The 26129-nt window shown below is 60.9% G+C and carries 31 protein-coding genes and 1 pseudogene; 11 read left to right on the top strand and 21 right to left on the bottom strand.

What is annotated here, in order from left to right:
* Window positions 1-78: 78 nt before the first annotated feature.
* Genes rsmD through WHX55_RS29265 form a run of 3 tightly spaced genes read right to left on the bottom strand, consistent with a single transcriptional unit; the run spans window position 79 to window position 3525 of the window.
* Window positions 79-687, bottom strand: a complete 609-nt coding sequence (gene rsmD, locus WHX55_RS29275; protein ID WP_353741748.1) for a 16S rRNA (guanine(966)-N(2))-methyltransferase RsmD — start codon at window positions 685-687, stop codon at window positions 79-81.
* Complete coding sequence (locus WHX55_RS29270; protein WP_353741747.1) at window positions 687-2177, bottom strand: pitrilysin family protein; 1491 nt, start codon at window positions 2175-2177, stop codon at window positions 687-689. Before WHX55_RS29270 ends, rsmD begins: the two co-directional genes overlap by 1 nt.
* Complete coding sequence (locus tag WHX55_RS29265; RefSeq protein WP_150755090.1) at window positions 2170-3525, bottom strand: pitrilysin family protein; 1356 nt, start codon at window positions 3523-3525, stop codon at window positions 2170-2172. The genes WHX55_RS29270 and WHX55_RS29265 overlap by 8 nt, the downstream gene beginning before the upstream one ends.
* 344 nt (window positions 3526-3869) lie before the next feature.
* On the opposite strand from WHX55_RS29265, the gene ftsY reads away from it, so the two are divergent.
* From ftsY to rpoH, 4 genes are all read left to right on the top strand, one after another.
* Window positions 3870-5384: a signal recognition particle-docking protein FtsY gene (gene ftsY, locus WHX55_RS29260; protein WP_353741746.1), complete on the top strand. Its 1515-nt coding sequence runs from the start codon at window positions 3870-3872 to the stop codon at window positions 5382-5384.
* Window positions 5381-6052 carry a cell division ATP-binding protein FtsE gene (gene ftsE / locus WHX55_RS29255; protein ID WP_007975383.1) on the top strand — a complete coding sequence of 224 codons (672 nt, stop codon included), beginning with the start codon at window positions 5381-5383 and terminating at the stop codon, window positions 6050-6052. The genes ftsY and ftsE overlap by 4 nt, the downstream gene beginning before the upstream one ends.
* Entirely contained in the window at window positions 6049-7071 is a 1023-nt protein-coding gene (gene ftsX, locus WHX55_RS29250; protein WP_150725043.1) for a permease-like cell division protein FtsX, read from the top strand. Before ftsE ends, ftsX begins: the two co-directional genes overlap by 4 nt.
* A 120-nt stretch (window positions 7072-7191) precedes the next feature.
* Window positions 7192-8046 (top strand): RNA polymerase sigma factor RpoH, encoded by an 855-nt coding sequence (gene rpoH, locus WHX55_RS29245; protein WP_150725044.1) that lies wholly within the window; start codon window positions 7192-7194, stop codon window positions 8044-8046.
* Between the two features lie 162 nt (window positions 8047-8208).
* On the opposite strand, the gene mtgA is transcribed toward rpoH, so the two are convergent.
* Entirely contained in the window at window positions 8209-8931 is a 723-nt protein-coding gene (gene mtgA, locus WHX55_RS29240) for a monofunctional biosynthetic peptidoglycan transglycosylase (protein ID WP_057712908.1), read from the bottom strand.
* A 74-nt stretch (window positions 8932-9005) separates the two neighbouring features.
* Between mtgA and WHX55_RS29235 the strand changes: the two genes are divergently transcribed.
* From WHX55_RS29235 to WHX55_RS29215, 5 genes and pseudogenes are all read left to right on the top strand, one after another.
* Window positions 9006-9377: a DUF423 domain-containing protein gene (locus tag WHX55_RS29235; RefSeq protein WP_353741745.1), complete on the top strand. Its 372-nt coding sequence runs from the start codon at window positions 9006-9008 to the stop codon at window positions 9375-9377.
* 90 nt (window positions 9378-9467) lie between these two features.
* Window positions 9468-9668, top strand: a complete 201-nt coding sequence (thiS, locus tag WHX55_RS29230; protein ID WP_050562648.1) for a sulfur carrier protein ThiS — start codon at window positions 9468-9470, stop codon at window positions 9666-9668.
* A 190-nt stretch (window positions 9669-9858) separates the two neighbouring features.
* Window positions 9859-10653: a thiazole synthase gene (locus tag WHX55_RS29225; RefSeq protein WP_007975390.1), complete on the top strand. Its 795-nt coding sequence runs from the start codon at window positions 9859-9861 to the stop codon at window positions 10651-10653.
* 9 nt (window positions 10654-10662) lie between these two features.
* Window positions 10663-11388, top strand: coding sequence for a tRNA (guanosine(46)-N7)-methyltransferase TrmB (gene trmB, locus WHX55_RS29220; RefSeq protein WP_150725048.1), 726 nt, complete (start codon window positions 10663-10665; stop codon window positions 11386-11388).
* A 10-nt stretch (window positions 11389-11398) separates the two neighbouring features.
* Window positions 11399-11497 (top strand): annotated as a pseudogene (locus WHX55_RS29215) (DUF4381 domain-containing protein); the annotation flags it as partial.
* Window positions 11498-11519: 22 nt separating this feature from the next.
* Here WHX55_RS29215 and WHX55_RS29210 read toward each other — a convergent pair.
* From WHX55_RS29210 to WHX55_RS29165, 10 genes are all read right to left on the bottom strand, one after another.
* Complete coding sequence (locus tag WHX55_RS29210; RefSeq protein ID WP_150725049.1) at window positions 11520-11843, bottom strand: DUF3392 domain-containing protein; 324 nt, start codon at window positions 11841-11843, stop codon at window positions 11520-11522.
* Window positions 11844-11852: 9 nt separating this feature from the next.
* The gene (gene hemW / locus WHX55_RS29205) at window positions 11853-13058 is read right to left on the bottom strand and encodes a radical SAM family heme chaperone HemW (protein WP_353741744.1); all 1206 of its coding nucleotides are present in this window, start codon (window positions 13056-13058) and stop codon (window positions 11853-11855) included.
* Window positions 13055-13651 carry an RdgB/HAM1 family non-canonical purine NTP pyrophosphatase gene (rdgB, locus tag WHX55_RS29200; protein ID WP_150755095.1) on the bottom strand — a complete coding sequence of 199 codons (597 nt, stop codon included), beginning with the start codon at window positions 13649-13651 and terminating at the stop codon, window positions 13055-13057. Before rdgB ends, hemW begins: the two co-directional genes overlap by 4 nt.
* The gene (locus tag WHX55_RS29195; protein WP_150725052.1) at window positions 13648-14082 is read right to left on the bottom strand and encodes a DUF4426 domain-containing protein; all 435 of its coding nucleotides are present in this window, start codon (window positions 14080-14082) and stop codon (window positions 13648-13650) included. Before WHX55_RS29195 ends, rdgB begins: the two co-directional genes overlap by 4 nt.
* A 26-nt stretch (window positions 14083-14108) precedes the next feature.
* Window positions 14109-14729, bottom strand: a complete 621-nt coding sequence (gene metW, locus WHX55_RS29190) for a methionine biosynthesis protein MetW (RefSeq protein WP_150725053.1) — start codon at window positions 14727-14729, stop codon at window positions 14109-14111.
* A 7-nt stretch (window positions 14730-14736) separates the two neighbouring features.
* Window positions 14737-15876, bottom strand: coding sequence for a homoserine O-acetyltransferase (locus WHX55_RS29185; RefSeq protein WP_150725054.1), 1140 nt, complete (start codon window positions 15874-15876; stop codon window positions 14737-14739).
* 182 nt (window positions 15877-16058) lie between these two features.
* Complete coding sequence (locus WHX55_RS29180; RefSeq protein ID WP_046039238.1) at window positions 16059-16355, bottom strand: DUF167 domain-containing protein; 297 nt, start codon at window positions 16353-16355, stop codon at window positions 16059-16061.
* On the bottom strand, window positions 16355-16939 hold the full coding sequence (locus WHX55_RS29175; protein WP_223460574.1) for a YggT family protein: 585 nt from the start codon (window positions 16937-16939) through the stop codon (window positions 16355-16357). Before WHX55_RS29175 ends, WHX55_RS29180 begins: the two co-directional genes overlap by 1 nt.
* Before the next feature lie 24 nt (window positions 16940-16963).
* A complete protein-coding gene (gene proC, locus WHX55_RS29170) occupies window positions 16964-17782 on the bottom strand; it encodes a pyrroline-5-carboxylate reductase (protein ID WP_353741743.1) in 819 nt (272 codons plus the stop codon).
* 34 nt (window positions 17783-17816) lie between these two features.
* The gene (locus tag WHX55_RS29165; RefSeq protein ID WP_353741742.1) at window positions 17817-18503 is read right to left on the bottom strand and encodes a YggS family pyridoxal phosphate-dependent enzyme; all 687 of its coding nucleotides are present in this window, start codon (window positions 18501-18503) and stop codon (window positions 17817-17819) included.
* A gap of 56 nt (window positions 18504-18559) precedes the next feature.
* On the opposite strand from WHX55_RS29165, the gene WHX55_RS29160 reads away from it, so the two are divergent.
* Window positions 18560-19594: a type IV pilus twitching motility protein PilT gene (locus WHX55_RS29160; RefSeq protein ID WP_353741741.1), complete on the top strand. Its 1035-nt coding sequence runs from the start codon at window positions 18560-18562 to the stop codon at window positions 19592-19594.
* A gap of 131 nt (window positions 19595-19725) precedes the next feature.
* On the opposite strand, the gene WHX55_RS29155 is transcribed toward WHX55_RS29160, so the two are convergent.
* Window positions 19726-20346 carry a C40 family peptidase gene (locus WHX55_RS29155; protein WP_353741740.1) on the bottom strand — a complete coding sequence of 207 codons (621 nt, stop codon included), beginning with the start codon at window positions 20344-20346 and terminating at the stop codon, window positions 19726-19728.
* A gap of 251 nt (window positions 20347-20597) precedes the next feature.
* On the opposite strand from WHX55_RS29155, the gene WHX55_RS29150 reads away from it, so the two are divergent.
* The gene (locus WHX55_RS29150; RefSeq protein ID WP_150725059.1) at window positions 20598-21026 is read left to right on the top strand and encodes a TM2 domain-containing protein; all 429 of its coding nucleotides are present in this window, start codon (window positions 20598-20600) and stop codon (window positions 21024-21026) included.
* A gap of 114 nt (window positions 21027-21140) precedes the next feature.
* Here WHX55_RS29150 and WHX55_RS29145 read toward each other — a convergent pair whose 3' ends face one another.
* From WHX55_RS29145 to WHX55_RS29120, 6 genes are all read right to left on the bottom strand, one after another.
* On the bottom strand, window positions 21141-22412 hold the full coding sequence (locus tag WHX55_RS29145; protein WP_353741739.1) for a dihydroorotase: 1272 nt from the start codon (window positions 22410-22412) through the stop codon (window positions 21141-21143).
* Window positions 22409-23413 carry an aspartate carbamoyltransferase catalytic subunit gene (locus WHX55_RS29140; protein WP_007939362.1) on the bottom strand — a complete coding sequence of 335 codons (1005 nt, stop codon included), beginning with the start codon at window positions 23411-23413 and terminating at the stop codon, window positions 22409-22411. Before WHX55_RS29140 ends, WHX55_RS29145 begins: the two co-directional genes overlap by 4 nt.
* 27 nt (window positions 23414-23440) lie before the next feature.
* Window positions 23441-23944: a bifunctional pyr operon transcriptional regulator/uracil phosphoribosyltransferase PyrR gene (gene pyrR, locus WHX55_RS29135; RefSeq protein ID WP_223456707.1), complete on the bottom strand. Its 504-nt coding sequence runs from the start codon at window positions 23942-23944 to the stop codon at window positions 23441-23443.
* A gap of 79 nt (window positions 23945-24023) precedes the next feature.
* Window positions 24024-24461: a Holliday junction resolvase RuvX gene (ruvX, locus tag WHX55_RS29130; RefSeq protein ID WP_103395762.1), complete on the bottom strand. Its 438-nt coding sequence runs from the start codon at window positions 24459-24461 to the stop codon at window positions 24024-24026.
* Window positions 24461-25033, bottom strand: a complete 573-nt coding sequence (locus tag WHX55_RS29125) for a YqgE/AlgH family protein (protein WP_057712922.1) — start codon at window positions 25031-25033, stop codon at window positions 24461-24463. Before WHX55_RS29125 ends, ruvX begins: the two co-directional genes overlap by 1 nt.
* A gap of 180 nt (window positions 25034-25213) precedes the next feature.
* On the bottom strand, window positions 25214-26113 hold the full coding sequence (locus tag WHX55_RS29120; RefSeq protein WP_150755104.1) for an energy transducer TonB: 900 nt from the start codon (window positions 26111-26113) through the stop codon (window positions 25214-25216).
* Window positions 26114-26129 lie beyond the last annotated feature (16 nt).

Here is a 26129-nt window from a genome sequence, read left to right as displayed (position 1 = left end):
AATCTATCTAGGGTAAATATGTTTCCCGTTACGACTCTTGTAGAGATATCGGGTGGGGGGATGCCCACCCGAACTTGGTTATGCGGAAGGGCGAGCGAAGCGCTGCCACAACGAGTAATACACTCGCCCGGATTTCTGCTCCCGGTGCAGGCGCCAGTTCTCCGGCAGGCCCAGGGTCGACGGTGCCGACTCGCTTTCGGTGTACACCCAGGCATCTTCGGCCAGCCATTGGCGCTCTTCGAGCAACTTGCAAACGGCGGGCAGCAGGTTCTGGTTGAACGGCGGATCGAGGAACACCAGGTCGTAGGCCGTTGCGGTCTGGGTTTCCAGGTAGCGCAGGGCGTCGGCGGTCTGGACCTGGCCGTTGGTGCAACGCAATGTGCCCAGGTGCTCCTTCAGGCTGGACACCGCGATGCTGCTGGCGTCCAACGCCTGACCCATGGCTGCGCCACGGGACAGGGCTTCGAGGAACAGCGCGCCGCTGCCGGTGAACGGGTCGAGCACCTTGGCGCCCGGCACGTAAGGCGCGAGCCAGTTGAACAGGGTTTCACGCACGCGGTCCGGCGTCGGGCGCAGGCCCGGGGCGTCGGGGAAGCTCAGCTTCCGGCTGCGCCATTCTCCGCCGATGATGCGCAGCTGGTTCACGCCGTTGTGGACGTTTTTGGCGGGTTTTTTAGGATGGGCCATTAATGCTCCGGAACCCCGAGCGGCTGCTCGGAAGGTTTATCAGTAGGGGCCGGTAACGGCTTTTGCGGCACGGTCGGGCCAGCGCTGACGATGACCATCTTGTCCGTGCTCAGGTGTTTGTTCATGGCGGCTTTGACCTGCTCGACGGTCAAGGCCTGGGACTGTTGCATGAAGTCTTCCAGGTGACTCAACGGCAGGTTATAGAAACCGATAGCGCCCAGTTGGCCGACGATATCGGCGTTGCTCGCGGTGGACAGCGGGAAGCTGCCGGCCAGTTCGCGCTTGGCGTCGTCGAGCTCTTTTTCGGTCGGGCCGGTTTTAAGGTAGTCGGCCAGCACATCCTGCACCAGTTTCAGGGTGCCCTCGCTCATCTCGGCGCGGGTTTGCAGGTTGATCATGAACGGGCCGCGCACCTGCATCGGGGTGAAGCCCGAATACACGCCGTAAGTCAGGCCACGCTTCTCGCGCACCTCACTCATCAAGCGGGTGCCGAAGCCGCCGCCACCGAGAATCTGGTTACCCATGGACAACGCCGCGTAGTCCGGGTCGTCGCGGTCGATGCCCAATTGCGCGAGCATCAGGTTGGTCTGCTTGGACGGGAACTCGATATGGCCGACGCTGGCCTTGGGCTCGACCGGTTGCGCAATTTTCGGCAAGTCCGGGCCTTTGGGCAAGGTACTGGAAACCTGTGCGGCAATCGCTTCGGCTTCCGCGCGGGACAGGTCGCCGACCAGCGCGATCACCACATTACCGGCTGCATAGGCCTTCTCGTGGAAGGCACGCAGTTGGGCCACGGTGATCGTCGGTACGGTTTTCGCCGTGCCGTCGCTGGCGTGTGCGTACGGGTGATCACCATACAAGCGGTTCATCAGTTCCAGGCTCGCCAGTTTGCCGGGGTTCTGTTTCTGGTATTCGAAACCGGCGAGCATCTGGTTCTTGATGCGGGCCAGCGAATCGGCAGGGAAAGTCGGCTTGCCGATGACTTCGGCGAACAGCTTCAGGGCCGGCTCGCGCTTGTCCTTGGCACTCAGGCTGCGCAGCGAAGCGATTGCCATGTCCTTAAAAGCGCCGTTGCCGAAATCGGCGCCCAGGCCTTCGAAGCCCTGGGCAATGGCGCCGACGTCTTTGCCGGCCACGCCTTCGTTGAGCATGGCGTTGGTCAACACCGCCACACCCGGTGCATCGCCGTCCTGGCTGCTGCCGGCAGCGAAGATCAGGCGCATGTCGAACATCGGCAGTTCATGGGCTTCGACAAACAGCACCTTGGTGCCTTCGGCGGTGTTCCAGGTCTGCACGTCCAGCTTGCGGTGTTCTGGTGCCTTGCCGTTGAGTTCGGTCAGCGATTGCAGTTTCTGGCTGGCCCTGGCCTTGTCCAGGGCTTCGCTGGCATTGGTTTCACCAGAGCGCGACAGATAGAACGCGGCGGAGCCGATAACGGCGACGGCGACCAGGCCGATCAGGGCCAGGCGGGAGGGTTTACGCTCACTCATGAGTCGTCTCCAGAGGCAGTACATGGGCGACGCTGAGACGTTCGCGGGTGAAATACAGCTTGGCGGCTTTCTGGATATCTTCCGGCGTGACGCTTTCCAGATCGGCCAGTTCGGTGTCCATCAGTTTCCATGACAGACCGACGGTTTCCAGTTGGCCGATGGCGGTGGCCTGGCTGGTGATCGAGTCGCGCTCGAAGACCAGGCCTGCGATGACTTGTGCGCGGACCCGTTCCAGTTCTTCGGCGGTTGGCGCCGTGGTTTTCAACTGGTCGAGCAGCTTCCACAAACCGGCTTGCGCCTGGGCGATGGTCTTGTGTTTCTGCGAGTTTGGCGATGCCGACAGGGTGAAGAGGCTGTCGCCACGGGTATAGGCGTCGTAACTCGACGAACCGCCGGACACCAGTTCTTCGCCGCGCTCCAGTTGCGTCGGGATGCGTCCGCTGTAGCCGCCGTCAAGCAGTGCCGAGATCAGCCGCAGGGCATTGACCAGGCGTTTGTCGTCGGTGGTGGCGATGCTCGGCACGTTGAAGGCCAGCATCAGGCTAGGCAGTTGGGTCTGCACGTGCAGGGTGATCTGGCGCTCGCCCGGTTCGGCCAGTTCCAGTGGTTTTTTCGCGGCGGGCACTTCACGCTTGGCGATCGGGCCGAAATAGCGTTGGGCCAGGGTTTTGACTTCGTCCGGGGTGACATCGCCGACCACCACCAGCGTGGCGTTGTTGGGCACGTACCAGGTTTCGTACCAGTGGCGCAGTTCTTCGACTTTCATCCGCTCAAGGTCGGCCATCCAGCCGATAGTCGGCGTGTGATAGCCGCTGGCCGGGTAGGCCATGGCCTTGAAGCGCTCGTAGGCCTTGGACATTGGCTTGTCGTCGGTACGAAGGCGACGTTCTTCCTTGATGACCTCGATTTCCTTGGCGAACTCGTCGGCCGGCAGGCGCAGGCTGGCCATGCGGTCGGCCTCCAGCTCGAAGGCCACGCCCAAGCGATCCCGGGCCAGCACCTGGTAGTACGCGGTGAAGTCATCGCTGGTGAAGGCGTTCTCTTCGGCGCCGAGGTCACGCAGGATCAGTGACGCTTCGCCGGGGCCGACTTTCTCGCTGCCCTTGAACATCATGTGCTCCAGGGCGTGGGACAGGCCGGTATTGCCCGGTGTCTCGTAGCTGGAGCCGACCTTGTACCAGACCTGGGAAACCACCACGGGAGCACGATGGTCTTCGCGCACGACCACCTTCAAGCCATTGTCGAGAGTGAATTCGTGGGTGGGTTGCGGGTCGGCAGCCAGGGCCGAAAGGGGCAGGCAAACTGTGCTGAGCAGCAGGCCTGCGGCGCGGCGGGCAAGAGCATTCATTCGTTTTCAAACCTTTGGGGCTGCCCGCTTGTTCTTAGCGTCAGCGGGCGAGAGGGTGCTAGGATACTGATCCGTTTTACTGGCGGCCACGCCTATCAGGCCTTTGATTGGCCTGCGGGTTGTATGGGTTACCGGCAGAAACTTTGAGTTTGTCAGCTAAACTCTGCGTTTTCGCCGACGATGCCGTTCCAGTCCTTCGTATTAGTCGAGCTTTGAGGTGCTTTTGATCACCTCGACAAAATGTTGCGCGTGAACAAGCTGGGTGAAACACAGTCTGTTCTGCATCGAATATTTATTTGCCGGGGCGCCATTGGCGCGTCGCTACCGTGAGATAGCCGTCCTCCATGTTTGGTTCCAACGACGACAAGAAGATCCCAGCTGCGGCTGGCGAGAAAAAAAGCCTGTTCGGATGGCTGCGCAAAAAGCCGCAGGAACCCGTCGTCGAACAGCCACAAGCCATTCCTGAACCAGCGCCGACGCCGGTCCCGGTAATAGAAGAAGCGCCCGCGTCGGTTGTTTTGCCGATTGCCGAGCCGTTGCAGCAACCCAAGGTTGAAACCGCTCCCGAACCCGTCAGCGAAATCGTCACCGAACAGCCGCCGGCCCCGACGGCCGAGCCGTGGTTGACCCTGCCGGTAGCCGAAGAGCCTGTGGCATTGGTCGAAAATGACTTGGCCCCCCACGTGACCCCGCCGATTCCGGCTCCGGCAGCGTTTACGCCTGCACCGGTTCACGCGCCTGTGGTCGAACCGATTGTTGAACCAGTCGTCGTGGCCGAGCCTGTGCCCGTTGTCAGCCAGCCAGAGGTTCCAGTATTCGTTGCTCCGGTTGCTCCGGTTGCTCAGGCGCCTGCACCCGCTCCAATTCCTGAGCCGATCGCGGCGCCCGTCGAAGCCCTGGCGGAGCCGGTACGCACCGAAGAAACCAAAGCCGGTTTCTTCGCCCGCCTCAAGCAGGGTCTGTCCAAGACCAGCGCCAGTATCGGCGAAGGCATGGCCAGCCTGTTCCTGGGCAAAAAGGTTATTGATGACGAACTGCTCGAAGATCTCGAAACTCGTTTGCTGACCGCCGACGTTGGTGTCGAAGCCACCTCGGTGATCATTCAGCGCCTGACGCAGAAGGTTGCGCGCAAGGAGCTGGCCGACGCCGACGCTCTGTACAAATCCCTGCAAGCCGAGCTGGCAGCGATGCTCAAGCCGGTCGAGCAGCCGCTGAAAGTCACCTCGCAGAACAAGCCGTTCGTGATTCTGGTGGTCGGCGTCAACGGTGCCGGCAAGACCACCACCATCGGCAAGCTGGCGAAGAAGCTGCAGCTGGAAGGCAAGAAAGTCATGCTCGCCGCTGGCGACACCTTCCGTGCCGCGGCGGTGGAGCAATTGCAGGTCTGGGGTGAGCGCAACAAGATCCCGGTGATCGCGCAGCACACTGGCGCCGACTCGGCCTCGGTGATCTTCGACGCCGTGCAGGCCGCCAAGGCCCGTGGCATTGATGTACTGATCGCCGACACCGCCGGCCGCCTGCACACCAAAGACAACCTGATGGAAGAGCTGAAAAAGGTTCGCCGGGTGATCGGCAAGCTCGACGCCGACGCCCCTCACGAAGTGCTGTTGGTGCTTGACGCTGGCACCGGCCAGAACGCCATCAACCAGGCCAAGCAATTCAACCAGACCGTCGAACTGACCGGCCTGGCGCTGACCAAGCTCGACGGCACCGCCAAGGGCGGGGTGATTTTCGCCCTGGCCAAGCAATTCGGCCTGCCGATCCGCTACATTGGCGTCGGCGAAGGCATCGACGATTTGCGTACCTTTGAAGCAGAACCCTTTGTCCAGGCATTGTTTGCCGAGCGGGAGCGTTCATGATTCGTTTCGAACAGGTCGGTAAGCGCTACCCGAACGGTCACGTCGGCTTGCATGAGCTGAGCTTTCGAGTCCGTCGTGGCGAGTTCTTGTTTGTCACCGGCCATTCCGGCGCCGGTAAATCCACGCTGTTGCGCCTGTTGCTGGCGATGGAACGCCCGACTAGCGGAAAGCTGCTGCTCGCCGGGCAAGACCTGAGCACCATCAGCAACGCGCAGATTCCTTTCTTGCGCCGGCAGATCGGCGTGGTGTTCCAGAATCACCAGTTGCTGTTCGATCGCACGGTGTTCAATAACGTCGCGTTGCCTTTGCAGATCCTGGGACTGTCCAAGGCCGAGATCGCCAAGCGCGTGGACTCGGCACTGGAGCGCGTGGCGCTGTCGGATAAAACCGACTTGTACCCGGGCGACCTGTCCACCGGTCAGCAGCAGCGCGTCGGCATCGCCCGCGCCATCGTCCACCGTCCGGCCTTACTGCTGGCGGATGAGCCGACCGGTAACCTCGACCCGCGTCTGGCCGCCGAGATCATGGGTGTGTTCGAAGACATCAATCGCCTGGGTACCAGCGTGCTGATCGCCAGTCACGACCTGGCCCTGATCGCCCGCATGCGCCATCGCATGCTGACGCTGCAACGCGGTCGATTGATCGGTGACGGGGAGGCCGCGGTATGAGTGCAACACGTAGCCCCAAGGTTTCCGAGCGTGTGGCCCCGAAGGCCGCCGATTCGCAGCCGCAAAAGAAAAAACACGACGATGACGACGGGCCGGACTTTGCCACGTTGTTCCGCGCCTGGATTGAAAGCCATCGTGCCAGTCTGGTGGACAGCCTGCGCCGTCTGGGCAAGCAGCCCATCGGCAGTTTTTTCACCTGCATGGTGATGGCGGTAGCCCTGAGTTTGCCCATGGGGCTGTCACTTTTGCTAAGTAACGTCGAGCGCCTTGGCGGTTCCTGGCAGCGCGCGGCGCAGATTTCCCTGTATCTGGATCTTGAGGCTAAACCGGCCGAAGGCGAATCGCTGCGCGATCAGATCAAGGGCATGCCTGGCGTCGCCGATGCCGAATATGTTGGCCGGGAGCAGGCGCTGGAAGAGTTCCAGCAACAGTCCGGTCTGGGCGAGGCGCTCAAGGAGTTGCCGGAGAACCCGCTGCCGGGCGTGGTCCTGGTGACGCCGGCCGAAGTCGACAAGCCGGCCCTTGAAGCATTAAGACAAAAACTATCCGAGCTGCCGAAGGTACAACAGGCGCAACTTGATTTAGTCTGGGTCGAGCGTCTGGCAGCCATCCTCAAGCTGGGTGACCGTTTTGTCTTCGGTCTGACCGTGCTTCTGGTTTCTGCATTACTTTTGGTGATAGGCAATACCATTCGTCTTCATATTGAAAACCGCCGCACAGAGATAGAAGTGATTAAACTGGTCGGCGGCACTGACAGCTATGTACGCAGGCCCTTTCTGTATATGGGTGCGCTGTATGGCTTCGGTGCGGGGATTCTGTCCTGGGGGGTACTGGCGTTCGGCCTTGATTGGCTGAACGACGCGGTGGTAGGGCTGGCCGGTTTGTACGGCAGTGATTTTGCACTGGCTGGAGTGCCAGTTGCCGACGGTCTGTCTCTCTTGCTTGGCGCGGTGCTGTTGGGGTATATCGGTGCATGGATTGCAGTCGCACGCCACCTGAGGGAGCTTGCGCCTAAGTAGTATCATTTTGCTCGTATTGACCTTTCAGCGTTTTTGGGTTTTAGGGAACTTGTCTTTCGGTTTCCGGTCAATTTTCGCAGTGCTGAACTGCACGAGTTTGTAAGTCGGAGGTTTTTTCGTATGACCAATTCTTTGCAACCTGCATATGCTCTGGTCCCGGGTGCGAACCTGGAGGCCTATGTGCACACCGTCAACAGCATTCCATTGCTGTCGCCGGAGCAGGAGCGTGAACTGGCCGAGAGTCTCTATTATGAGCAGGATTTGGGGGCGGCTCGGCAGATGGTGCTCGCCCACCTGCGTTTTGTCGTACATATCGCCCGTAGCTATTCCGGCTACGGCCTGGCCCAGGCTGACCTGATCCAGGAAGGCAACGTCGGCCTGATGAAGGCCGTGAAGCGCTTCAACCCGGAAATGGGCGTGCGCCTGGTGTCCTTTGCCGTGCACTGGATCAAGGCGGAAATCCACGAGTTCATCCTGCGCAACTGGCGCATCGTGAAAGTCGCGACCACCAAGGCCCAGCGCAAGTTGTTCTTCAACCTGCGCAGCCAGAAGAAACGCCTGGCCTGGCTGAACAACGAGGAAGTCCACCGTGTGGCGGAAAGCCTCGGTGTAGAGCCTCGGGAAGTGCGCGAGATGGAAAGCCGCCTGACGGGCCATGATATGGCCTTCGACCCGGCTGCCGAAGCGGACGACGACAGTGCTTTCCAGTCGCCGGCCAACTATCTGGAAGACCACCGGTACGACCCGGCGCGTCAACTGGAAGACGCCGACTGGAGCGACAACTCCAACCACAACCTGCACGAAGCGCTGGAAGTGCTGGACGACCGCAGCCGTGACATCCTCTACCAGCGCTGGCTGGCGGAAGAAAAAGCCACGCTGCATGACCTGGCGCAGAAGTACAACGTATCGGCCGAGCGTATTCGTCAGCTTGAGAAGAGCGCGATGAACAAGCTCAAGGTGTCGATCGCTGCGTAAGCACTGTACAGGCAATAAAAAACGCCGCGGTCATTGATCCTGTGGGAGCGAGCTTGCTCGCGATGAGGTCCGAACATTCAATATAAAAGTTGAATGTCAGGCCGTCATCGCGGGCAAGCCCGCTCCCACAGTGGTTTTCAGGGTCTGAAAAATTGGGATCAGTTATTGGGCCCAGGGCGCCCGACGCGAGTCGTTCAGCCCGACCAGATAGCTGTCGCCACCCAACTGGCTCATCTGTCGCCGAATCCAGCCGGCACGTCGCGCCACGTAAGCGGTCGGATGGCTGGCGCTCCAGACTCGGGGGTTAGGCAGCACGGCGGCCAACAAGCTCGATTGCTGACGGCTGAGGTTCCTGGCGCTCACACCAAAGTGATGCCGAGCCGCCGCTTCAGCGCCAAACACACCGTCATCCCACTCGACACTGTTGAGGTACACCTCAAGAATCCGCTGCTTGGGCCAGAACACTTCGATCAGTCCGGTGAACCAGGCTTCCAGGCCTTTGCGCAGCCAGCTGCGGCCAGACCACAGGAACAGGTTTTTCGAGACTTGCTGGCTGAGGGTGCTGGCGCCACGGATCGAACCGCCGCGCTCGTTATGGGCAAACGCCGCCTGAATCGCGCCGATATCGAAGCCCCAGTGCTCCGGGAATTTCTGGTCTTCGCCGGCAATCACCGCGACTTTCAGGTCATCGGAGATCTCGTCCCAGGGTTTCCAGGTCCGTTGCAGGTCGATGGGTTCGCCGTCAAACCAGGATTCGATCTTGCGCTCGACCATCAGCGTCGTCCCCGGTGGCGGCACCACGCGAAAGATCAGCACCAGCAATACGCTGCCACCCATGAACCAGAGTACGGCCTTGGAGAAATGACGGAAATAGATACGCAGCATAGAGATGGCTTGGCCGAACCCGTTGAGCGGGCCATTATACAGACCCTTTGGATCGAAACTGACTGGAGTTCTGCATGCTGCGTGGCTTTCTGATGCTGGCCGCTTTTTTCGGCTTCACCGGTGTCGGCCTCGGGGCCTTTGCCGCCCATGGCCTGAAGAGCCGCCTGAGCGCCGAGTACCTGGCGATCTTCCACACCGGCGTCACCTATCAACTGGTGCACGCCCTGGCGTTGCTCGGTGTCGCAGCGCTGGCCACGCAAATTCCCGGTCGACTCGCCACCTGGGCCGCTGCGTCGTTTGCCATCGGTATCCTGCTGTTTTCCGGCAGCCTGTATATGTTGACGCTGACGGGCATCAGCAAGCTCGGCATCGTCACCCCGTTCGGTGGCTTGGCCTTTCTGGTGGGCTGGTTTTGCCTTGGACTTGCCGCCTGGCGCCTGAGCTGACTTAACGGTCCATTTCATGACGAATGGCTTGGGTCGGCCTGACTGATCGGGCTAGAATGCCAGCCCCTAAAAATGATGGCGGCATCCGGCATGCGCATTCAGTTGAACGGCGAATCCTTTGAACTGCCCGACGGTGAAACCGTTGCGGCCCTGCTGACCCGTCTGGACCTGACCGGACGCCGGGTGGCGGTCGAACTCAATCTGGATATCGTCCCGCGCAGTCAGCACGCAGACACCGCGTTGAACGACGGCGACAACGTCGAAGTGGTGCACGCCATCGGCGGCGGCTAGCCCCAAACACTGTGAAAACTGCTGCGCTCGGAAATACTGCGTTAAAAACAGGCTCGGAATGCTCATTTACAACCCGTAAACTCCGCTTCCTCGCCTGTTTTTGCCTTGTCTTTCCTTCGCTCGCGACGTTTTCACAGCGTTTGGTTAATAAGGAATTCTGCAAGAACCTCACCCCTACAGAGGATTTCCCATGAGCATCGTTCGCAGCGACAAGCCTTTCGTCCTGGCCGGTCGTACTTACCAGTCGCGTTTGCTGGTCGGTACCGGCAAGTACCGTGACATGGAAGAAACCCGCCTGGCCATCGAAGCCTCGGGTGCCGAGATCGTCACCTTCGCCGTGCGCCGCACCAACCTTGGCCAGATCGAGGGCGAGCCGAACCTGCTCGAAGTGCTGTCGCCGGATCGCTACACCTTCCTGCCGAACACCGCCGGTTGCTACGACGCCATCGAAGCCGTGCGCACCTGCCGCCTGGCCCGTGAGCTGCTCGATGGCCACAACCTGGTGAAGCTGGAAGTGCTGGCTGACCAGAAAACCCTGTTCCCCAACGTGATCGAAACCCTCAAGGCTGCCGAAACGCTGGTCAAGGAAGGCTTCGACGTGATGGTCTATACCAGTGATGACCCGATCATCGCCCGTCAATTGGCGGAAATCGGCTGCATCGCCGTCATGCCGCTGGCCGGTCTGATCGGCTCCGGTCTGGGGATCTGCAATCCGTACAACCTGCAGATCATCCTCGAAGAAGCCAAGATCCCGGTGCTGGTGGATGCCGGTGTCGGTACTGCTTCCGACGCCACCATCGCCATGGAACTGGGTTGTGATGCGGTGCTGATGAACTCGGCCATCGCACATGCCCAGCAACCGGTCATGATGGCTGAAGCCATGAAACATGCGATCGTCGCAGGCCGCCTGGCTTACCTCGCCGGCCGTATGCCGAAAAAACTCTATGCCAGCGCCTCTTCGCCGCTGGATGGTCTGATCAAGTAAGAGCCATTGATGACTGAATCGAACGACACGCCAATCCAGACGGAAGAAGGCGACGAGCGCCAACACCGCCGCATCAAGAGTTTCGTGATGCGCGCCGGGCGCATGACCGAAGGCCAGCAAAAGGGCCTGGAGCAGGGCACTCCGCTGTTCGTGCTGCCGCTGGCCGACGCGCCGGTGGATTTCGACCAGGTGTTCGGTCGCTCTGCACCGCGCTCGCTGGAAATCGGTTTCGGCATGGGCCATTCGCTGCTGGAAATGGCAGCGGCTGCGCCGGAGCAGGATTTCATTGGCGTCGAGGTGCACCGTCCGGGTGTCGGCGCACTGCTCAATGGCGTGCTGACTCAAGGCCTGACCAACCTGCGGGTCTACGATTGCGATGCGATCGAAGTGCTCAACCGCTGCGTCGCCGACAACAGCCTCGATCGCCTGATGCTGTTTTTCCCGGACCCGTGGCACAAGAGCCGTCACCACAAGCGCCGTATCGTTCAGGCGTCCTTCGCCGAATTGGTGCGCAGCAAGTTGAAGGTTGGTGGCATTCTGCACATGGCCACTGACTGGGAACCGTACGCCGAGTACATGCTGGAAGTGATGAACGTCGCGCCGGGTTACCGCAACCTCGCCGAAGACGGCAAGTGCGTACCGCGCCCGGCCGAGCGGCCGATCACCAAGTTCGAACGCCGTGGCGAACGTCTTGGGCATGGGGTTTGGGATTTGAAGTTCGAAAAACAGTCCTAAGCATCACCCAATACAACCTGTGGGGGCGAGCCTGCTCGCGAAGAGGGAGTGTCAGTCGACAGAAATGCTGTCTGACACACCGCTTTCGCGAGCAGGCTCGCTCCCACAGTTGTTTTAGGGTGTGGCTGAGATCAGCGGCGGTCGGCGACTACGCCAATCAACACCAGCACCACCAGCAACACCGGCGCCAGGCTGTAGTTGTTGAACTGGCTCAAGCCGCGCACGACCCATGGTGTGGCGTAGATCAGCGCCGCGCCACTGCCGATCATGCACAGCAGGGACATCAGTGGCACGCGCAAGGCGCCGGCGATGCTGCCCAGGCGCTGCTCGACCCAGCCTTTGAAATCCGCACCGAACAGCACCAGCAGGCAGCCCACCAGGGCCAGGGCGATTTCCGAGAGGTTGCTGCGGCTCCAGCGAGACATGGTGGCAAGCAGGTCGAGTACCAAATCCATTCGATTTCCTTATGTCAGAAATTTCTGCAGCAAGTCGTTGAGGAAGAGTTGTCCGCGCTCGGTAGCTACCAGAAGTGACGGTTCGACCTGCAACAGGCCGCTTTGTTCGGCTTCACGGCGGCCTTCAGCAAGGCTTTCCAGCGTCATGCCGGTACGTTCCGGGTACAGCCGCGATTCGACGCCTTCAGTCAGGCGCAGCGCGTTCATCAGGAATTCGAACGGCATTTCATCGTTGCCCAGCGCTTTCTCGCCTGCCTGGAAGCTCTTCGCCGGGTTCAGGTAATCCTTCGGCAGGCGGGTCTTCCAAGTGCGAATGATGCGCCCGTCCGGATGACTGAGCTTGCCATGGGCGCCGGCACCGATGCCGATGAAGTCGCCAAAACTCCAGTAATTGAGGTTGTGGCGCGCCAGGCGACCGGGCAGGGCATAGGCCGAGACTTCGTATTGCGCGTAACCGTGTTCGACCAGCAGTGCTTGCCCGGCCTCCTGAATGTCCCACAGCGTGTCGTCTTCCGGCAGTGTCGGCGGCTGGTTCCAGAACACTGTGTTCGGTTCCAGGGTCAGTTGATACCACGACAGGTGTGTCGGTTTCAGGGCGATGGCTGTGCGCAGGTCGGCCAAGGCATCGTCCAGGGACTGATTCGGCAAGCCATGCATCAAGTCCAGATTGAAGTTGTCGAACCCGGCCTGCCGCGCCATGCCGGCGGCGCGTACGGCTTCGTCGCCGTTGTGGATGCGGCCCAAAGCCTGGAGCTTTTCTTGCTGGAAGCTCTGGATGCCGATCGACAGGCGATTGATCCCCAGTTTCCGGTACGCCACGAACTTGTCTTGCTCGAACGTCCCCGGATTGGCTTCCAGCGTGATTTCGATGTCGCTGGCAAACGGGATGCGCTGTTCGACGCCTTTGAGCAAGCGACCCAGCGAATCAGCGCTGAATAGGCTTGGCGTGCCGCCACCGAAGAAAATCGAGCTCAGCTCACGACCATAAACGGCGTGCAGGTCCTGATCGAGATCGGCCAGCAATGCGTCGACGTACTCTTCTTCCGGCAGCACGGGGCTGGCGGTGTGGGAGTTGAAGTCGCAATAAGGGCATTTGCGCACGCACCACGGGATGTGGATATACAGCGCCAGCGGCGGCAGCACAGGCAGGGCCGCCCGAGGCGATTGAGCATCGCCGCCGAAGATCAGCGGCGACGCGGATGATTCACGGGTCATTTCAAGCCCAGACGCTGGCGCAGCAGATCCATTGCACGGGCGCGGTGGCTGATCTGGTTCTTGTCGCTCGGGCTCAGCTCGGCGCTGGAGCAATTACGCTCCGGCACCCAGAACAGCGGGTCGTAGCCGAAACCGTGTTCGCCGCTGGCCTGGGTCAGGATTCGCCCGTGCCACAAACCTTCGCAGAGGATCGGCAACGGATCATCGGCGTGGCGCACCAATGCCAGCACGCACACGAACTGCGCACCACGTTCGGCTTCAGGCACGTCTTTCAGCACGTCGAGCAGCTTGGCGTTGTTCGCCGCATCGCCCTTGCCGTCGGCGTAACGCGCCGAGTAGATACCCGGCGCACCGCCAAGGAAATCCACTGCCAGCCCGGAATCGTCGGCCAGCGCCGGCAGGCCGGAGATGCGCGCGGCATTGCGGGCCTTGAGGATGGCGTTCTCGACGAACGACAAACCAGTCTCTTCAGGCTCGACGCTGCTGAACTCGCCAATCGAGCGCAGATGCACCGACTCACCGAGCATGGCCTGGAGTTCCTTGAGTTTGCCGGCGTTATGGCTGGCCAGTACGAGTTGCGAGAAGTTGATCATTGGCCAGGGAAGAGCTCTTGGTTGAAATTGATGGTGTTGATCTTGTCGCCGGTCTGCACCTTGATGTTGAAGGTGCGGATTTCCTGCTGGGGTACCGGGTATTGGGCGATGTAGTAGATCGCTCCTTGCTCGGTGACCTGTTTGAAGTTCAGTGTGTAGCTTTGGCTGGTCAGGTCTTTGACGGTGCCGCTGACCTCGGCCGTCATCGGCGTGCCGGCCTTGATCACCGAAATGTTGATCACGCCCTGATCCTTGCTGCGCGTCAGCTGGGCGGCCTTGGCAACGTCCGGTAGCAGGTAGGTGGAGTTGAAGGTGTTGTAGTGCACCGTCACGTCGCCGAAGGTTTCCTTGCGTTCGCTCTTGATGGCGTCGGCGGCCATGGCGGTGACGCTCAGGCAGGCAGTGAGTAGAAGCAACGCTAGACGACCCATGATCGTTCTCCTTGAAATAGTGTGGATCAGACTGCGACCTTGTGGTCGGCAAGTCCCGGGCTGCTGACCCGGTAGATGCCGATCTCACCTAACAGATTAGGCCATAGCTTGCTGGCCCACCCGTGCCGATGCTGTTGATCCACGGCAAGCCGATCAATGACCTTCGCCTCACGTTCGCGACACAAGGCTTCAAAGTCCGCGAAGGTGCAGAAGTGAATGTTCGGCGTGTTGTACCAGGTGTACGGCAGGAATTCGGAAACCGGCATGCGGCCCTTGCTCGCCAGGTACCAGCGGCAGCGCCAGTGACCGAAATTCGGGAAAGTGATGATGCACTGACGGCCGACGCGCAGCATTTCCTCGAGGATCCTGTCCGGGTAGTGCACCGCTTGCAGCGCCTGGGTCATGACCACGATGTCGAAACTGTTGCTGGCAAAGTTGCCCAGGCCCTTGTCCAAGTCCTGTTCTATGACGTTGATGCCCTTGGCCACGCACTCGGCGATGTTGTCGGCGTCGTTTTCCAGGCCATAACCGGTGACTTGTTTGTTATCGCGCAGCCAGGTCAGCAGTTCGCCATCGCCGCACCCGAGGTCGAGCACGCGGCTGCCGGCGGGGATCCATTCCTGGATGATTTCCAGATCAGCTCTCATGGCTTTCTCACAACGTAATGCGGTTCATGTAATTGCCGAATGCCTGCAGATAGCGCGGGATCGGAATCAGGAAGGCGTCGTGGCCTTGCGGAGCGTCGATCTCGAGGTAGCAGACGTCCTTGCGCGCGGCCATCAGTGCGTCCACCAGTTCCCGCGAGCGGGCAGGGGAGAAGCGCCAATCGGTGGTGAACGACATCACGCAGAACTTGGCTTTGGCACCTTCAAAGGTTTTCGCCAGGTTATCGTCGAAGTTCGCCGCCGGATCGAAGTAATCGAGCGCTTTGGTCATCAACAGGTACGTGTTGGCATCGAAGCGCCCGGAGAACTCTTCGCCCTGATAGCGCAGGTAGCTTTCAACCTGGAACTCGACGCTGTGGAAGTCGTAGTTGAGCTTCTCGCTCTTGAGCCCGCGGCCGAATTTCTCGCCCATGGAGTCGTCGGACAGATAGGTGATGTGCCCGACCATCCGCGCCAGCATCAGGCCGCGCTTGGGGATCACGTTGTGTTCCTGGAACGAACCGCCGTGGAATTCCGGGTCGGTGAGGATCGCCTGGCGCGCCACTTCGTTGAACGCGATGTTCTGTGCCGACAGCTTGGGCGCCGAAGCGATGGCCAGGCAGTGACGGATGCGGTCAGGGTAAGTGATGCTCCATTGCATCGCCTGCATGCCGCCGAGGCTGCCGCCGATCACGGCCGCGAACTGGGCGATGCCGAGACGATCCGCCAGGCGCGCCTGGCTGTGTACCCAATCCTCGACGGTCAACACCGGGAAGTCGGCGCCGAACGGCTTGCCGGTGTCCGGGTTGATGCTGCTCGGGCCGGTGGAGCCGTTGCAGCCGCCGAGGTTGTTCAGGCTGACCACGAAGAACTTGCTGGTGTCGATCGGCTTGCCGGGACCGATGCAGCTGTCCCACCAACCGGGTTTGCGGTCGTCGACGCTGTGAAAACCGGCGGCGTGGTGGTGACCGGACAGGGCGTGGCAGATCAGCACGGCGTTGCTCGCCGTGGCGTTGAGCGTGCCGTAGGTTTCGTAAATCAGGTCATAGGCCGGGAGCGAACGGCCGCAGGCCAACGCCAGGGGTTCACTGAAGTGCGCCACTTGCGGCGTCACCAGACCAACAGAATCGGGGGGGAAGGCAGCTGGCATCGACCCTGCTCTCATTGAAATGAGGCGTAAGTCTAAAGACCGCTGGGGTTAGCGGCAAGCAAAGGTCCGAGCTGATTTTTCCCGGGTAGACCGCGTCATCGTTCATCGCGAGCAGGCTCGCTCCCACAAGGGTATGCATTCCAATGTGGGAGCGAGCCTGCTCGCGATGAACGATGACGCGATCAGCCTGCCGGACGCACCAGATCAGGCAAATCCGGCAACTTCTTCGGCGAGCAGATCCGCACCCGTTTCTGCCGGTTCAACTCGCCGCTGATCAGGCTGACCTGGCTCTTGGACACGCCAAAGGCCTTGGCCAGAAACGCCATCAGATACGCGTTTGCCTTGCCCTCGACCGGCGGCGCGGTCAGGCGGATCTTCAGGCGATCGCCGTGCAGCCCGCAGAAATCATCACTGCGGGCTGCCGGCTGCAGGTGACACTCCAGAATCAGGTCGTCACCGTCCCAGCGAAAGTAGCTCATCAGATCAGGCCGAGTCCTTGCGGCATGAAGGCAAGGTAAGCAATGCGCGGGATCAGCCAGCTTTGCAGCAACTGGATCACGATGAACGCGAAGATCGGCGAGATGTCGAGACCACCCAGGTTAGGGATGATCCGGCGGAACGGCGCAAGGACCGGTTCAGTGATCTGAGCGACCAGTTCTGCGCCAGGGTTGTGGCTGCCCGGTGCAACCCAGGACAGAATCACGCTGATGATCATCGCGTAGAACAGTACATTCAAAAACAGCGAGAAAAGGGCGATCAGAGCCCAAGGCACCAACAGCAGCAGGTCGACCTGGAAGCCTTTGAGCAGCAGGATGACCGCCATCAGCACTATCTGCACGATCAGCGCCAGTACCAGCGACGACATGTCCAGACCGAACATGCTCGGGATGAACCGGCGCAGTGGCTTGAGCAGTGGTTGAGTGGCTTTCACGATGAACTGGCAGAGCGGGTTGTAAAAATTTGCCCGGACCAATTGCAGGATGAAGCGCAATAGCACGATCAGCAGGTACAGGTTGCCCAAGGTTTTAATGATGAAAATGGCAGCGTCATTGAGTCCGAGCATTATTGATTCCTTTGTAAGAGCTGATTAGCGGCCAAGTTGCTCAGCCATCTCGGCCGAGCGATGCGCGGCAGCGCCGAGTGCTTTCTCGACCAGGGCTTCAAAGCCATTGGCCTGGAACGACTTGATTGCAGCTTCCGTGGTGCCCGCAGGCGAGGTGACACGGTGGCGTAACTCGGCCGCGTCGACGTCGCTGGAGACCGCCATGTGGGCGGCGCCAAGGGCGGTTTGCAAGGTCAGTTGCGCGGCGATGTCCGCCGGCAGGCCGAGTTTCACTCCGGCGGCGGTCATGGCTTCGATCAGCAGGAAGAAATACGCCGGGCCCGAGCCGGAAACGGCGGTGACGGCATCCAGTTGCTGCTCTTCATTCAGCCATAGGGCGATACCGACCGCGGACAGCAACTCCTGGGCCTGCTGACGCTGTTCGGCTGACACTTCGGCTGTTGCGAACAGGCCGCTCGCGCCCTGACGCACCAGCGCCGGGGTGTTGGGCATGCAGCGCACGATTGGCTGGGCGCCGAGCCAGTTGTTCATGCTGGCGCAGGTGATACCCGCGGCAATCGAAACCACCAGTTGATCGGGTTTGAGGCTTGGGCGCAGAGCTTCGCACACGGTTTTCATCGCCTGCGGCTTGACCGCCAGCACGACGACGTTGGCGCCATCGATGGCCTGGGCGTTGTCGGCAAAGGTTTCGATGCCGTGTTCAGCACTCACGCGGGCGCGTGTTTCTTCGCCCGGATCGCTGGCGCGGATCTGTGCGGCTTCCAGACCTTTGGCCCGCAGGCCGCCGATCAGGCTGGCGGCCATGTTGCCGGCACCGATAAAGGCAATACGTGTCTTGCTCATGTCAGGTCCTTATTCAGAAGTGTGTCAGCCATGTTTACGGCTGGCTGTAGTCGCGGGCGCCAAACAGGGCCGTACCAATACGGACCCAGGTGGCACCCTGGGCAATGGCTGACTCAAGGTCGTGGCTCATGCCCATGGAAAGTGTGTCGAGTGGCAGGTTCAGGCTGGCTTGCAGGTTTTGCACGGCAGCGAAAGCGGCATCCTGGGCAGCGCGATCTTCAGTCGGCTCGGGGATTGCCATCAACCCGCGCAGTTTCAGGCGCGGCAGGTTGCTGATGGCGTTGGCCAGGGCCGGCAGGTCGGCCGGGGTGCAGCCGGATTTGCTGGCTTCACCGCTGACATTGACCTGAATGCAGATGTTCAGGGGTGGCAAATCGGCGGGACGTTGTTCGGACAGGCGTTGTGCGACTTTCAGACGATCCACGGAATGCACCCAGTCGAAGTGCTCGGCGATAGCACGAGTCTTGTTCGATTGAATGGGGCCGATGAAGTGCCAGATCAAGGGCAAGTCGGCCAGTTCGACTTGCTTGCCCAGCGCTTCCTGCAGGTAGTTCTCGCCAAAGTCGCACAGGCCGGCAGCGTAGGCTTCACGCAGGTCTTGAGCGGGTTTGGTCTTGCTCACGGCCAGCAACCGGACACTGTTTTCGGCACGGTTGGCGGCGAGTGTTGCGGCGTTTATGCGCGAACTAACTTCGAGAATGTTGTCTGCTATGGTGGACATCAAGAGGCGCCAGCGGTCTGAAGGTTCGCGGCATTCTACTGGAATTGAGAGACGCTATGGATATCACCGAACTGCTGGCTTTCAGCGCCAAACAGGGCGCATCCGACCTGCACCTGTCCGCCGGCCTGCCGCCGATGATTCGGGTGGATGGCGATGTGCGGCGCATCAACCTGCCGCCCCTGGACCACCAGCAGGTGCAGGCACTGATCCATGCCATCATGAATGACACCCAGCGGGTGGATTTCGAAAAGCATCTGGAAACCGACTTTTCCTTCGACGTGCCCGGCGTGGCGCGCTTTCGGGTCAATGTGTTCAACCAGAACCGTGGCGCGGGTGCCGTGTTTCGCACCATCCCGGCAAAAGTGCAGAGCATGGACGAACTGGGCATGGGCGACGTATTCCACAAGATGACCGACGCTCCCCGTGGCCTGGTGCTGGTGACCGGCCCGACCGGTTCCGGCAAATCCACCACGCTCGCGGCGATGATCGATTACCTCAATACCCATCGTCATCACCACATCCTCACCATCGAGGACCCCATCGAGTTCGTTCACGAGTCGCGCAAATGCCTGATCAATCAGCGTGAAGTCCACCGCGATACCCGTAGTTTCGCCACCGCCTTGCGTTCGGCGCTGCGGGAAGACCCGGATGTGATCCTGGTGGGGGAGATGCGCGATCTGGAGACTATTCGCCTGGCATTGACCGCGGCCGAAACCGGCCATCTGGTGTTCGGCACGCTGCACACCACGTCGGCAGCGAAAACCATCGATCGGGTGGTCGACGTGTTTCCGGGGGACGAGAAGTCGATGGTGCGCTCGATGCTTTCCGAGTCGCTGCTGGCGGTGGTGTCCCAGACCCTGGTGAAGAAAATCGGCGGCGGACGCATCGCGGCCCACGAGATCATGCTGGGGACATCGGCAATCCGCAACCTGATCCGCGAGGACAAGGTGGCGCAGATGTACTCGGCGATTCAGTCGGGAGGGTCGTTGGGGATGCAGACGCTGGATATGAGCTTGAAGGACCTGGTGACCAAGGGGTTGGTCAGTCGCGACCATGCGCGGGAGACGGCGCGGTCGCCGGATGGGTTTTGATGAGGATTTGTGGTGCTTTCAAGGGCCTCTTCGCGAGCAAGCCCGCTCCCACATGGACTGCATTAATCCTGTGGGAGCGGGCTTGCTCGCGATGGGGCCATCATGCTCGATGCAGATTCAGGGCACTGAAATCAGCGCTGAACAACCCGCAACGCATTCTGTTCTTTCGGCAGAACCCGCTTGGCAACCACGTAGTGGTTTTCCCAGTACGGTTTCTTCAAAGTGTCGATGGACACCGACTTGCCGCGACGTGGAGCGTGGATGAAACGGTCGTTGCCCAGGTAAATGGCAACGTGATTGACCCGACGGCTCTTGATGTTGAAGAAAATCAGGTCGCCCGGCTTCAGGTCGTTGCGATCGACTTTCTCCCCATGACCGCTGGCCATGGCGTTGGAGGTGCGTGGCAGGTCGAACGTGGCGTCGTTGAACGCGTATTTCACCAGGCCGCTGCAATCGAAACCTTTGCTTGGGCTGCTGCCGCCCCAACGATAAGGAGTGCCGAGGACGTTCACGGCGCGGCTCAGCACGTCGCTGCTTTCCTTGGTGCCCATCGGTGGAACCAGGCCGCTTTTGTTGCTGGCCAGGCTTGGAGCATATTTAGCGGATTTTTTGTCTTTGCTCGAAGGAGCAGAGGCATGGGATTTTGGGGTGTAACCATTAACGTTTGGAAGACGTTGCTCACGATTGGTGGCGTGGGCGGCCAGTGGCATCAAAAGGCAAATGGTTAGCCATGTCTTGAAAAATGAACGCATTAGGCAAGGCTCTTAATAAGTTAGCGCGCAACTTTATAACAGCTTTTTTGCTGCTTCCGAGGCCGTTGGTCGATTCAATCAGGAGGGCAATGGTGGCAAAAAAGCGGCAAAATGGCGCAATTGTCGGACAGGAGTCTTGTGTTACAAGGCTTTGACAGGCGTGAAGGTAGCATTTGCCATACGTCGGGTGCCTGTAAAAAAGTCACAAAGAATTAAAGAATATTTATCTATCGTGTGAATCGAGGTCATTCATGAACCCCTATCAACAGGCTGTTCAGCAGCAAGACACCCACAGCAAAGTGATCGGTTACCTGCTGTGGATTTTCGGTTTTACCGGCGCTCACCGCTTCTATTACGGCAGGCCGGTGACCGGGACGATCTGGTTCTTCACCTTGGGCTTGCTGGGGATCGGTTGGCTGATCGACCTTTTCCTGATCCCGGCGATGGATCGCGAGGCTGACCTGCGGTTTACCGCAGGCCCCATCGAATACAACGTGGCGTGGATCCTGCTGACGTTTCTCGGGGTGTTCGGTGTACACCGGATGTATCAGGGGAAATGGATCAGTGGGTTGCTGTACCTGCTGACCGGCGGGTTGTTCTTTCTCGGGGTGCTGTATGACTTCTGGACGTTGAATGACCAGGTTTCTGTGCGTAACGCGCAGAGTCGCGGCGCCTTTTAGTCAGTCTTCGCGAGCAAGCCCGCTCCCACATTTGATCTCTGGTGTTCACACAATATGTGGTCACTGGAGATTTATGTGGGAGCGGGCTTGCTCGCGAATGCAGGCGATGCGGTTTTAAGCCTGGTGGCTAATGCGCCCATCCACCAGGGTGTAACGCACCACACCCGGCAAGCTGTGGCCAATGAACGGGCAGTTTTCGCCCTTGGACAGCCAGGTTTCACCCGCCACTGTAGAGGCCGTCGGGTCGAACAGTACGATGTCCGCCGCACCACCCACCGCCAGTTTGCCTGCCGGCAGGCGCAAGGCCTCGGCAGGGCCGGCGCTCAGGCGCTTGAGCAGTGTCGGCAGGTCCAGCAAGCCGTCTTCAATCAAGGTCATTGCCAGTGGCAATAGCAGTTCAACGCTGCTGATGCCTGGCTCGGTCGCGCCGAACGGTGCCAGTTTGGCGTCACGCTCATGGGGTTGGTGATGGCTGGAAATGGCCGAGATCACGCCCGATTTCACCGCTGCGCGCAGGCCTTCGCGGTCGGCGTGGGTGCGTAGCGGCGGCTGGACGTGATACAGGCTGCTGAAGCCGATCAGGGCTTCGTCGGTCAGGATCAACTGGTACAGGGCAACATCCGCGGTCACCTTCAGGCCCCGGGCCTGGGCCTGGGCGATCAGCTCCACACCGCGTGCGCTGGTGAGCTGGCTGAAGTGTGCGCGCACGCCGGTCTGTTCAACCAGCAGCAGGTCCCGGGCCAGGGCGACGGTCTCGGCACTTTCCGGAATGCCCGGCAAGCCCAGGAAGCTGGCGGTCGGACCTTCGTGAGCCAGGCCACCCTCGGCCAGGTCGTGATCCTGGGAGTTGAAAATCACTGTCAGGTCGAAAGTCGCTGCGTAGTCCAGTGCCCGGCACAGCGTGCGGGTGTTGCGGAAGCTCTCCAGGCCATTACCGAAGGCCACGCAACCGGCATCACGCAGTGCCACGAGTTCGGCGAGCTGTTCGCCGTCCAGGCCTTTGCTCAGGGCGCCAATCGGGAAGACTTTGGTGTTGCCGGCCTCACGGGCGCGGTCGAGGATCAGTTCAGCCACCGCCGAGGTGTCCAGCACCGGTTTGGTCTTTGGCGGGCAGCACAGGCTGGTCACGCCGCCAGCCGCCGCCGCGCGGGTTTCGCTGACAATCGAGCCTTTGCGGCTGTAGCCCGGCTCGCGCAGGGCAACGTTGAGGTCGACCAGGCCGGGAGCGGCCACCAGGCCTTTGGCGTCGATCGTGTCGATGGCGACAAAACCGGCTGGCGCCGCGCCAAGGGCGACGACTTTGCAGGCTTCAATGTGGATATCGGTCACTTGATCCAGGCCGCTGGCCGGATCGATCACGCGGGCACCGAGAATGCTGAGCTTCACTGGGCGTTCTCCTGCTCGAATTGGCGCTGGGCAGTCTGCCCGCTCATGGCCATGGACAGTACCGCCATACGAATGGCGATCCCGTAGGTCACCTGGTTGAGGATCACCGAATGCGGGCCGTCGGCCACCGCAGACTCGATTTCCACCCCACGGTTGATCGGCCCCGGGTGCATCACGATGGCATCGGGCTTGGCACCGGCCAGGCGCGCGGTGGTCAGGCCGAACAGGCGATAGAACTCGCCCTCGCTCGGCAACAGGCCGCCGGTCATGCGTTCACGCTGCAGGCGCAGCATGATCACCACGTCCACGTCCTTCAGGCCTTCGGTCATGTCGGTGTAGACCTTCACGCCGTATTGCTCGATGCCGATCGGTAGCAGGGTTTTCGGCGCGATCACGCGGATATCCGGGCAACCGAGGGTTTTCAGGGCCAGCATGTTCGAGCGCGCGACCCGCGAGTGCAGGATGTCGCCGACGATGGCCACCGAAAGGTTTTCGAACCCGCCCTTGTGCCGGCGGATGGTCAGCATGTCGAGCATGCCCTGGGTCGGGTGCGCGTGCCGGCCGTCACCGCCGTTGATGATCGCCACCTGTGGGCAGACATGTTCGGCGATGAAGTGCGCGGCACCCGAATCACCGTGGCGCACGACGAACATGTCGGCGGCCATGGCTTCCAGGTTGCGCAGGGTGTCGAGCAGGGTTTCGCCCTTGCTCGCCGACGACGTGGACACGTTGAGGGTGATCACGTCCGCCGACAACCGCTGGGCCGCCAGTTCGAAGGTGGTGCGGGTGCGGGTCGAGTTCTCGAAGAACACGTTGCACACGGTCTTGCCGCGCAGCAGCGGGACTTTCTTCACGGCCCGGGCGCCGACTTCGAGGAAGGAGTCGGCGGTGTCGAGGATTTCCGTCAACAGCTCGCGGCGCAAGCCGTCGAGCGAGAGGAAATGGCGCAGCTGGCCCTGATCATTGAGCTGCAGCGGGCGCTTGGTTTCTAGAGGCGTCATCGCGAGGGGGACTCTCAATAGGGCGAATTAAAGGGCGAGGTCTTGCAGTTCGAGCGCAAGCTCCGGGCCGGACAGCTTCACCCGTTCGTGGGCCGCCAGCGACAGGGTCGCGCCAACCACGTTCGGGCGGATCGGCAGTTCGCCGGCGTCCAGGTCCAGCAGGCACACCAGCGTTACGCTGGCCGGGCGGCCGTAGTCGAACAACTCGTTCATGGCAGCGCGGATGGTGCGGCCGCTCATCAGCACGTCGTCGATCAGCACCAGGTGCTGGCCTTCGATCTCGAACGGCAGCGCCGAAGGGCGAACCTGCGGGTGCAGGCCGTTCTGGCTGAAATCGTCGCGGTAGAAGGACACGTCCAGGGTGCCGAGGGGCTCATTGCTGCCCAGTTCCTTGAGCAGGGCCTGGGCCACCCAGACGCCGCCGGTACGGATGCCAATGAAGCGCGGGTCGCTGATGCCTCGTTTGGCCAGATAAGCGTCAAGTCGGGTTGCCATCTGGCTGACCAGTTCGGCGGGATTGGGCAGGCTCATGGTTGCTCCTTCTTGGGTTCGAGCCAGCTTGTGCGGGAAGTGGCTCGGGTTGTAGCTAAGAGAGACGCACAGCGGCTCTTCAGGATTCAAACAGTGCGGTGTTTTCGTCGAGCCAGCCTTGCAGCAGCAGGGCGGCGGCGATGGCATCGACCGGGTTGTCGCGGTAACTGCCTTTCTGGCCGCCACGAGCCAGGCGTTCGCCCTTGGCTTCGAAGGTGGTGAGGCGTTCATCGTGGGTATAAAAGGGCAGGTTGAAGCGACCGTTCAGGCGCCGGGCAAACTTTTCCGCGCGGGCGCACATGTCGCTGGGCGTGCCGTCCATGTTCAACGGCAGGCCAACCACCACGGCATCGGGTTTCCACTCTTTGATGAGGGCTTCGAGCTGGTTCCAGTCGGGAATGCCGTTCTGCGCTTTCAGGGTGCACAGCTCGCGGGCCTGGCCGGTAATCACCTGGCCGACCGCAACGCCGATCTGTTTGGTGCCGTAGTCGAATCCGAGAATCAGCCGCAGAGCCATCAGGCGTGCCCCGCCTGGCTGGTCAGCAGGCTGAGGTTGACGCCCAGGTGCTTGGCCGCCGCTTCCAGGCGCAACTCACTGCTGGTATTGAACAGGATGTCGGCGTCGAACGGGCAGTTCAGCCAGGCGTTCTGCGCCAGTTCTGCTTCAAGCTGCCCGGCTTCCCAACCGGCGTAGCCGAGGGCAATCAGGCTTTTTGCCGGGCCGACGCCGTCAGCGATGGCGAACAGCACGTCCTGGGAGGTCGACAGGGCCAACTCGTCTTCCAGATCAACGGTCGCCTGGAAGCTCTGACCCTTGGGGTGAAGGACGAAGCCGCGATCGGTCTGCACCGGGCCACCGATGAAGATCGGCACATGCTGGCAGAGCGCTGGCGGTTCGATTTCCGGGCGCAATTGCTCAAGGATATCGGCCAGGTTCAGATCTTGCGGACGGTTGACCACCAGCCCCATGGCGCCATTGGCCGTGTGCTCGACGATGTAGGTCAAGGTGTGCGCAAAGTTCGGGTCGGCCATGTGTGGCATGGCGATCAGGAATTGATGCTTGAGGTAGCTGGGGCTGACGTTTTTCATGACCGCTAGTGTGGCGTTCGAGGGGCGAACTGACAAGCTGGGGATGCCGCAATTTGGCAGTCGACACGGATCAAATGTGGGAGCGGGCTTGCTCGCGAAGGCGTCGTGTCAGTCGACATCTATATTGAATGACTGACCGCATTCGCGAGCAAGCCCGCTCCCACAGGGGATTTGCGGTGGTCAATTGCTTGAGAGTCGATCCCCACGGGCAAACTTCCAGGTGCGGATGATCTCCAGCCGGTCGATATCCGACAAATCCCCGGTAAACGGCGCAAACGGTGCCGCCAGCCGGACGATCCGTTGCGCCGCCTGGTCCAGCAGCGGTTGCCCGGAAGACTCCAGCACCAGCACTTCATACAGCGAACCATCACGGTTGATCGACACCATCAGGCGCAAGTTGCCATAGATCTGTTTGCGCCGCGCTTCATCGGGGTAGTTGAGGTTGCCGATGCGCTCGACTTTCTTGCGCCATTCGTCCTTATACCAGGCGCCCTTGTCGCGCATGGTCGAGGCTGCGCTCAAGCGGTGAATACGCGGGCGCTTGGCGTACAGCTGTTGTTCGGCGGCCAGTTCCGCTTCGAGGCTGGCGATGTCGCTGGACAGTTGCTCACTGTCGAAGGTCGGCGCCTGGACCTGGGGCTTGACCTCGGTCTTGGGCTCCTCGGTCTTGGCGGGGGCCTTTTTCGGTTTCGGCGCCACGGTGGTCACGGCAGCCTTGGGTGGGGCTTCCTGAATTTCAGGCTTGGCGGCCGGCGGTGGCGTGACCTTTTGCACCTTGTTGTCCTGGAACGGCGCGACCTCGGTGGTCTTGGGAATCGCCTTTTTATCCAGGGTGCCGCTGCCTTGTTGATTCTCCTGAGCCAGGAAATCGGCTTTCTCGGGCTTCTTCTCGCTCTTGAAGGTGGCGAGGGTGATTTCCAGGGTTTTGCTGATCTGCTTGGGCTCGACCACTGCAAATCCGACACCCAACAACAAGGCCAGGTGGATCAGCGCTGCCAGAAACAGGGTAAAACCGAGGCGATCGACCGGGCGCACGCCACGGTGGGCGAGTTCAACAGGCAGATCGGACGGGAGGGTCATGACAAGGAAACCAACA

The sequence above is a fragment of the Pseudomonas fluorescens genome (assembly GCF_040448305.1).
Lineage (GTDB): Bacteria > Pseudomonadota > Gammaproteobacteria > Pseudomonadales > Pseudomonadaceae > Aquipseudomonas > Aquipseudomonas fluorescens_BH.
This window is presented reverse-complemented; position numbering and strand designations above follow the sequence as displayed.

Bases quoted from the DNA above. Each gene is read 5' to 3' on its own strand.
- rsmD (WP_353741748.1), bottom strand. From the start codon at position 687: ATGGCCCATCCTAAAAAACCCGCCAAAAACGTCCACAACGGCGTGAAC.
- WHX55_RS29270 (WP_353741747.1), bottom strand. From the start codon at position 2,177: ATGAGTGAGCGTAAACCCTCCCGCCTGGCCCTGATCGGCCTGGTCGCC.
- WHX55_RS29265 (WP_150755090.1), bottom strand. From the start codon at position 3,525: ATGAATGCTCTTGCCCGCCGCGCCGCAGGCCTGCTGCTCAGCACAGTT.
- ftsY (WP_353741746.1), top strand. From the start codon at position 3,870: ATGTTTGGTTCCAACGACGACAAGAAGATCCCAGCTGCGGCTGGCGAG.
- ftsE (WP_007975383.1), top strand. From the start codon at position 5,381: ATGATTCGTTTCGAACAGGTCGGTAAGCGCTACCCGAACGGTCACGTC.
- ftsX (WP_150725043.1), top strand. From the start codon at position 6,049: ATGAGTGCAACACGTAGCCCCAAGGTTTCCGAGCGTGTGGCCCCGAAG.
- rpoH (WP_150725044.1), top strand. From the start codon at position 7,192: ATGACCAATTCTTTGCAACCTGCATATGCTCTGGTCCCGGGTGCGAAC.
- mtgA (WP_057712908.1), bottom strand. From the start codon at position 8,931: ATGCTGCGTATCTATTTCCGTCATTTCTCCAAGGCCGTACTCTGGTTC.
- WHX55_RS29235 (WP_353741745.1), top strand. From the start codon at position 9,006: ATGCTGCGTGGCTTTCTGATGCTGGCCGCTTTTTTCGGCTTCACCGGT.
- thiS (WP_050562648.1), top strand. From the start codon at position 9,468: ATGCGCATTCAGTTGAACGGCGAATCCTTTGAACTGCCCGACGGTGAA.
- WHX55_RS29225 (WP_007975390.1), top strand. From the start codon at position 9,859: ATGAGCATCGTTCGCAGCGACAAGCCTTTCGTCCTGGCCGGTCGTACT.
- trmB (WP_150725048.1), top strand. From the start codon at position 10,663: ATGACTGAATCGAACGACACGCCAATCCAGACGGAAGAAGGCGACGAG.
- WHX55_RS29210 (WP_150725049.1), bottom strand. From the start codon at position 11,843: ATGGATTTGGTACTCGACCTGCTTGCCACCATGTCTCGCTGGAGCCGC.
- hemW (WP_353741744.1), bottom strand. From the start codon at position 13,058: ATGACCCGTGAATCATCCGCGTCGCCGCTGATCTTCGGCGGCGATGCT.
- rdgB (WP_150755095.1), bottom strand. From the start codon at position 13,651: ATGATCAACTTCTCGCAACTCGTACTGGCCAGCCATAACGCCGGCAAA.
- WHX55_RS29195 (WP_150725052.1), bottom strand. From the start codon at position 14,082: ATGGGTCGTCTAGCGTTGCTTCTACTCACTGCCTGCCTGAGCGTCACC.
- metW (WP_150725053.1), bottom strand. From the start codon at position 14,729: ATGAGAGCTGATCTGGAAATCATCCAGGAATGGATCCCCGCCGGCAGC.
- WHX55_RS29185 (WP_150725054.1), bottom strand. From the start codon at position 15,876: ATGCCAGCTGCCTTCCCCCCCGATTCTGTTGGTCTGGTGACGCCGCAA.
- WHX55_RS29180 (WP_046039238.1), bottom strand. From the start codon at position 16,355: ATGAGCTACTTTCGCTGGGACGGTGACGACCTGATTCTGGAGTGTCAC.
- WHX55_RS29175 (WP_223460574.1), bottom strand. From the start codon at position 16,939: ATGCTCGGACTCAATGACGCTGCCATTTTCATCATTAAAACCTTGGGC.
- proC (WP_353741743.1), bottom strand. From the start codon at position 17,782: ATGAGCAAGACACGTATTGCCTTTATCGGTGCCGGCAACATGGCCGCC.
- WHX55_RS29165 (WP_353741742.1), bottom strand. From the start codon at position 18,503: ATGTCCACCATAGCAGACAACATTCTCGAAGTTAGTTCGCGCATAAAC.
- WHX55_RS29160 (WP_353741741.1), top strand. From the start codon at position 18,560: ATGGATATCACCGAACTGCTGGCTTTCAGCGCCAAACAGGGCGCATCC.
- WHX55_RS29155 (WP_353741740.1), bottom strand. From the start codon at position 20,346: ATGCGTTCATTTTTCAAGACATGGCTAACCATTTGCCTTTTGATGCCA.
- WHX55_RS29150 (WP_150725059.1), top strand. From the start codon at position 20,598: ATGAACCCCTATCAACAGGCTGTTCAGCAGCAAGACACCCACAGCAAA.
- WHX55_RS29140 (WP_007939362.1), bottom strand. From the start codon at position 23,413: ATGACGCCTCTAGAAACCAAGCGCCCGCTGCAGCTCAATGATCAGGGC.
- pyrR (WP_223456707.1), bottom strand. From the start codon at position 23,944: ATGAGCCTGCCCAATCCCGCCGAACTGGTCAGCCAGATGGCAACCCGA.
- ruvX (WP_103395762.1), bottom strand. From the start codon at position 24,461: ATGGCTCTGCGGCTGATTCTCGGATTCGACTACGGCACCAAACAGATC.
- WHX55_RS29125 (WP_057712922.1), bottom strand. From the start codon at position 25,033: ATGAAAAACGTCAGCCCCAGCTACCTCAAGCATCAATTCCTGATCGCC.
- WHX55_RS29120 (WP_150755104.1), bottom strand. From the start codon at position 26,113: ATGACCCTCCCGTCCGATCTGCCTGTTGAACTCGCCCACCGTGGCGTG.